This window comes from Dolichospermum sp. UHCC 0260 (assembly GCF_009711985.1).
Taxonomy (GTDB): Bacteria; Cyanobacteriota; Cyanobacteriia; order Cyanobacteriales; family Nostocaceae; genus Dolichospermum; species Dolichospermum lemmermannii.
Window position 1 is genome coordinate 154106 of sequence record NZ_VIKZ01000001.1, and the last position, 4400, is coordinate 158505.

The 4400-nt window shown below is 35.6% G+C and carries 7 protein-coding genes; 1 reads left to right on the plus strand and 6 read right to left on the minus strand.

The window, feature by feature from the left end:
- Positions 1-109 precede the first annotated feature (109 nt).
- Positions 110-886 carry an iron export ABC transporter permease subunit FetB gene (gene fetB / locus FJR08_RS00745; protein ID WP_168631834.1) on the plus strand — a complete coding sequence of 259 codons (777 nt, stop codon included), beginning with the start codon at positions 110-112 and terminating at the stop codon, positions 884-886.
- 160 nt (positions 887-1046) lie between these two features.
- Here fetB and FJR08_RS00750 read toward each other — a convergent pair whose 3' ends face one another.
- The 6 genes from FJR08_RS00750 to FJR08_RS00775 form a co-directional block, all read right to left on the minus strand.
- Positions 1047-1265 carry a hypothetical protein gene (locus FJR08_RS00750; RefSeq protein ID WP_015078051.1) on the minus strand — a complete coding sequence of 73 codons (219 nt, stop codon included), beginning with the start codon at positions 1263-1265 and terminating at the stop codon, positions 1047-1049.
- A 517-nt stretch (positions 1266-1782) separates the two neighbouring features.
- Positions 1783-1965 carry a chlorophyll a/b-binding protein gene (locus FJR08_RS00755; RefSeq protein WP_168631835.1) on the minus strand — a complete coding sequence of 61 codons (183 nt, stop codon included), beginning with the start codon at positions 1963-1965 and terminating at the stop codon, positions 1783-1785.
- A gap of 126 nt (positions 1966-2091) precedes the next feature.
- Entirely contained in the window at positions 2092-3030 is a 939-nt protein-coding gene (locus FJR08_RS00760) for a cation diffusion facilitator family transporter (RefSeq protein WP_168631836.1), read from the minus strand.
- Positions 3031-3365: 335 nt separating this feature from the next.
- A complete protein-coding gene (locus FJR08_RS00765; RefSeq protein WP_254435655.1) occupies positions 3366-3710 on the minus strand; it encodes a type II toxin-antitoxin system VapC family toxin in 345 nt (114 codons plus the stop codon).
- Positions 3711-3872: 162 nt separating this feature from the next.
- Complete coding sequence (locus tag FJR08_RS00770) at positions 3873-4076, minus strand: hypothetical protein (protein ID WP_168631837.1); 204 nt, start codon at positions 4074-4076, stop codon at positions 3873-3875.
- A gap of 147 nt (positions 4077-4223) precedes the next feature.
- Positions 4224-4400 (minus strand): tetratricopeptide repeat protein (locus FJR08_RS00775; RefSeq protein WP_168631838.1); only part of this gene is annotated, 177 nt, incomplete at its 5' end.

The following is a 4400-nucleotide window of genomic DNA, read 5'->3' on the forward strand; positions in this document are numbered from 1 at the left end:
CCGTACAGTTGTCAGTTGTCAGGATAAAGAAGGAAGAATTAAAAAGATTTCCCTGTTCCCTATTCCCTGTAATACGTAAAGTTTTTAATTGTTAAGAGGTAGAGAAACTATGCCAGAGCTAATCAAACTGGATATGGTAGATTTGGCGTTAGCTATAGGGTTAATGGCTATTGCCATTGGGATATCGGCGTGGGAGCAATTAGGACTAGAATTAAATTTAAGCGTAGCTACTGGTAGAACTATCCTCCAACTACTTGTATTAGGATACACTTTTGACTTCATTTTTGCCGTTAACAATGTTTGGGCGGTACTGGGAATTTTAGCAATAATTTTGACAATTACTGTAATTATTACTCGCAACCGCATCAGTCAAAAAATTCCACAAGTTTTACCTTTAGCTGGAAGTGCGATTTTTGTCAGCACGTCCTTAACATTGCTTTATACCAATTTTTTAATTATTCAACCAGAAAGATGGTATGAACCACGTTATATCATTCCTTTAGCTGGCATTTTGCTGGGTAATGCCATGAATGCAGCAGCAATAGCGGGAGAACGTTTAGTTAGTAGTATCAACCAATTTCCCACGGAAATAGAAACTCATTTAAGTTTAGGTGCAACTCCTGAACAAGCGATTAAGCCATATCGTAAAGAAGCGATTCGTGCTGCAATTATGCCGACTTTGAATCAAATGATGTTGATTGGTATGGTAACAATACCAACTTTTACCAATGGACAATTATTAGCTGGTGTTGCACCACTAGAGGCTGTATCCTATGAGATTTTAATTATTTTTATGGTGGCTGTCACAAACTTATTAACAACTATTTTAATTACCAAAGGTTTATGTCGGCAGTTTTTTAATTCAGCAATGCAGCTTATTCGATAATGAGTGATTGGTGAAGAGAAATTTAGTTGTAGGTTGGGTTGAGGTAACAAAACCCAACAGTTATAATGAAGGTGCATAGAATAAGATTCTAAGAATAATTGACCGCAGATGAACGCGGATAAACGCGGATAAATTAATAGATTTTGTAATGCTTTTTATATTAACAACAAGTTCTCACATATTCTTGAAAAACTGGAGATAATTTAAACAGAATTTTATATTCTTTGATTTTGGTTACTAAATACCGTTGTTTTAAGGATTGTAAACCATTATTAAAATCAACTGAGGGTAAATTTAAACTTTGTCTTAATTTTTCTCTGGAAATAGGGTTTTCAAATTTACTTAGTTGTAACCCACATTCCGCACCCTTAACTGTCACAATCGTTTATTACGGAAATTAATTAATAAAAAAGGAGTAAAAAATTACCTTTAACTTAAAAAAATAGATTTTGGATAGAAAAATTTATTAGATATATTCTCAATAAGGAGCAATAAATACAAGAGTGGTTTGGTAGAGAATTTTAATAATATAATTATATGCTGATAATATCAATACATAATTGTAACTTATGTTTATCTAAAAATAAAGTTAAAAAGGCCATGAAAATTTCAGAACATTAATTTTATTAATGAACCAAATGGTCTAATTAAAATATTGATAATATTGATAAATCAACTTATATATCTGTAGTAATTACGGCAAGCTTCCGGGAGGAATAGAAGAATGTATTTCATTTCTGATGTTAAATTATAAAATTCTCTTTTTTCTTGAAAAGTAACAAGATGAACTTGAGCCGATACACAAGTTAGGCATCTTAATATTCACAAATAAATAACCTGGCAGTTATTATCAACTACCAGGCTTTTGATTACTCAAAAATTATGTTATGGAGAAATTACAGAATACCCCAGAAGTGGAGAAAGCCTTGACCAGAAAATAGTTCAATCAAAGCTGCTGCTGAAAAACCAATCATTGCTAAACGACCATTCCAGATTTCTGCTTCGGATGTAAAGCCCCAGCGCCAACCGTTGCGATCTGTAGCTACAGGTGCTTTAGCTGTTTTTGTTGCATTAGTCATGATCAGCACTCCAATTAGGATTTACTAAGCTTTGTTGTCTTATGTAAATAAATATAACATTTTTCTGAAAAAAATAACATTTATTTATATTTTTTTTGCAACTATGTGTAGATCAGGATCTTATGCTTAAACCACATGGTCTGGTTCTAAAGCACAGGGATACGCCGAATCCCCCGTTTCTACCTGAATAGTAGAGTGTTGAATCCCGAAATGGTGTTCAAGTTCCTGAGAAACTTCCCATAAAAAAGCATCACCAGGATAGCCTTCTGGCATGACTAAATGAACTGTGAGTGCGGTTTCTGTCGTACTCATAGCCCAAATGTGAAGATCATGGATTTTCGACACCCCAGGACATTCAATTAAGTAATTTTTCACGGCACGGAGTTCAATTCCTGCTGGTACGCCATCAAGTGCCAAATTTACGGAGTCTCTAAGTAAATGCCACGTCCCAACCACGACAACAGCCACCAGCACTAAGCTAACTAAGGGGTCAAGCCACAGCCAATGGGTAAATAAAATCGCAATTCCAGCTACCACAACTCCCAAGGATACCAAGGCATCAGCAGCCATGTGTAAAAATGCTCCCCGAATGTTTAAATCGCTTTTGCGTCCTGACATAAACATGAGTGCAGTAGCAGTATTAATGATAATGCCGACCAGGGCAACACCAATAATAGTTTCTCCCGATACTGGATTAGAATCATTAAAGCGGCGAATAGCTTCCCAAGCAATAGCACCCATAGACAAAAGCAAGACCACAGCATTTACTAAAGCAGCCAGAATTGAAGAAGCCCGCAATCCATAGGTATAGCGGTGGCTGGGAGGACGACGGGCAAGGGAACTTGCACCCCACGCTAGGAGGAGTCCCAATACATCACTTAGGTTATGACCCGCGTCAGCAAACAAAGCCAGAGAGTGTGCTAAGTAGCCATAAGTGGCTTCAATAATCACAAATCCTATATTCAGTGCAGTCCCAATGGCAAAAGCCCGGCTAAATGTGGCTGGGGCGTGACTGTGATGGTGTCCATGTTCGTGGTGATGATGGTGGTCGTGGTCCTGTGTCATAGTGATGAGTTGGGAGTAAAGAACTAGATAAATACTATGGTTGGTACATTGCTATTGAACCTGATAGCGGTATTTTAGTGTGTTCTACTTAATACAGCACTTCCCGGTGTTATGAGGTACATATCTAGCGGGCAAGATGCCCGCACTACAAGAGTTTCATGATTCAACTTTGTACCTCATAAGAGCGGAAACCGCTGTATTTTAGTGCGTTCTACTTAATATCACCGCAAATACTGTACTTCCCAATCTTCAAGTTGTAGATTTTCAACTCTTTGAAATTCTCTAGTATTATGAGTTACTAAAATAAGATTGTTAGCTAATGCAATAGCAGAAATTTAAAAATCATAAGCACCGATAGGAGTTCCTAATTTTGATAATTGAGAACGAATTTCACCATAAATTTTAGCTGCTTTTCCATGAAAAGGTAAGCTGATATATTGAGGAAAAAAGAACTCATATAAAGCTAAATTTTGCTCTTGTTTTACACTACGATAAGCTCCATAGTATAATTCTGCTTTGACAACATCACACAAATAAATATTTTCACGATGAGTAGTTTTAAATTTATTAATTACATTTTCACTACGTCCGGTTAGAGGGTGTTTGAAAAGTTTTGAATGTATAGACTGACCCCTCTCCAAACCTCTCCCCTGCAAGGGGAGAGGCTTTAAAGCCCCCATTCCCTTGCAGGGAAGGGGGGTAGGGGGGTTAGGTTTTTGGAGATTACCGGTTTGATATAATACTTTTCAAACAACCTCTTAAATATTGAATACAGGTATTAGTATCTAATAAGTAAATCATCATTCAATATCCCAAGTTCTTTGATCACAATCAACTAAATTTTACCTAACTAAAACTTCACCTTCCCATTTTCCAGCAGTTTTATCAAAAAAATCAGCAGGATATCCTAATTCTTCTGGTGTTGGTATTTTTTCTTCAGAAGAATCAGTAATAATAATTACTAATTCTTGATTAGCTAATTGTTGGGGAAGTTGTAGGAATAATTTACCTTGTGCATCAACTTTCGATTTAAGTTTTATTTGCATATAATTAGCTCCTTAATATCTTTAATCATTATACTGCTTATTGTTTAGAAAATATTGGTCAAGTTACCCTAATATGCTAAAATTTAGAATACACTATATTATAAATTCATAATTAATAACATTCAGTATATGCCTATTATACCTAATTTATTTAATCAATTCTTGAAAACGTTCATCTTCCCGAATAGCATCAAAATCTGAATCAGTTTTTGCCCATTCTCTAACTTCAGGATGCAAATTAATTGCTGTTTTTAAGTTTTCAATTGCTTGTTCAATATTACCTTGCAGGGAATAACTATAAGCTTTATTGTACCAAGCTTCGTG